Source organism: Brevibacterium permense, from assembly GCF_025506275.1.
GTDB classification, from domain to species: domain Bacteria; phylum Actinomycetota; class Actinomycetes; order Actinomycetales; family Brevibacteriaceae; genus Brevibacterium; species Brevibacterium permense_A.
Genome location: NZ_QYCP01000052.1, coordinates 1 through 1,213, shown reverse-complemented (window position 1 = coordinate 1,213; position 1,213 = coordinate 1). Strand labels below are relative to the sequence as shown.

The following is a 1,213-nucleotide window of genomic DNA, read 5'->3' as shown; positions in this document are numbered from 1 at the left end:
ACACAGGAGGAGTGCAGCCATGATCATCGCCGGACTCATGACCGGAACCTCCGCCGACGGCCTCGACCTCGTCATCGCCGAGTTTCGACCCGACCCCATCGGCGACACGGAACCCACCCCCAGCTTCGACCTCGTCGGCGCGGACCCCACCACCCTGACCGTGCGGATCCTCGCCGAACGCGAAACCCCGTTCGACGACCGACTCTCCGCCGATATCCTTCGCCTTCTCGAACCGGCAGATCTGCCGTTGTCACTGGTCAGCAGCGTCGACGCCCGGCTCGGCCGGTTCTGCGCCGACGCCCTGTCCGAACTCTGCGCCGACCACGACCTGACCCCTGACCTCGTCGTCAGTCACGGACAGACCGTCCGCCACGACATCACCGACGGGCAGGTCACTTCGACCCTTCAGCTGGGACAGCCGGCCTTCATCGCAGAACGACTCGGTGCGCCTGTGCTCTCCGATGTCCGCTCCCGCGATGTCGCTGCCGGGGGACAGGGCGCCCCGCTCGTCGGGCTGCTCGACTCCCTCCTGCTCTCCGACGCCGAGGCGCCGACAGCGGTGCTCAATCTCGGCGGAATCGCGAACATCACCGTCATCACTCCAGGTCAGGACCCGATCGCCTTCGACACGGGCCCGGCCAATGCCCTCATCGACATCCTCGCCCGCCGCATCACCGACGGCCGGCAGAGCTACGACCGCGACGGTGCGCTCGCCGCCGCAGGCACCGTCGACGAGGACCTGCTCACCGAGCTCCTCACCGAACCCTTCTACGCACGCCCCACCCCGAAATCGACGGGCAAGGAACTCTTCCACGCCGCCTACCTCGACTCATACCTCGAATCCCACCCCCACCTCGGCGAGCATGATCAGATCGCCACTGTCACCGCTCTGACCGCGCGCACCATCGCCCAGGCGGTCCGAGAGCACAACGTCACCACCGTCATCGCTTCGGGAGGTGGGACGAGGAATCCGGAGCTGATGCGCCGCCTCGGCGAGGAATTGGGTGAAGGTGTCACCCCCACGAGCACAGATGAGGCCTTCGGACTGCCGGAAGGCAGCAAGGAAGCGCTGCTCATGGCACTCCTCGGGTGGCTGAGTTGGCACGGACTCGACGGCACGCAGCCCAGTCTGACCGGGGCGATCGGACCGCGCATCGCGGGCCGGTTCACTCCCGGTAACGGGCCGCTGCGTCTGCCCGAACCCCTCCACCGA

At 67.6% G+C, this 1,213-nt stretch carries 1 protein-coding gene; it reads left to right on the top strand.

Annotated features, from left to right (window positions below; genetic code table 11):
* Nucleotides 1-19: 19 nt before the first annotated feature.
* Nucleotides 20-1,213: anhydro-N-acetylmuramic acid kinase (locus tag D3I60_RS01500; protein WP_262774357.1), on the top strand; the 1,194-nt coding region annotated here is incomplete at its 3' end.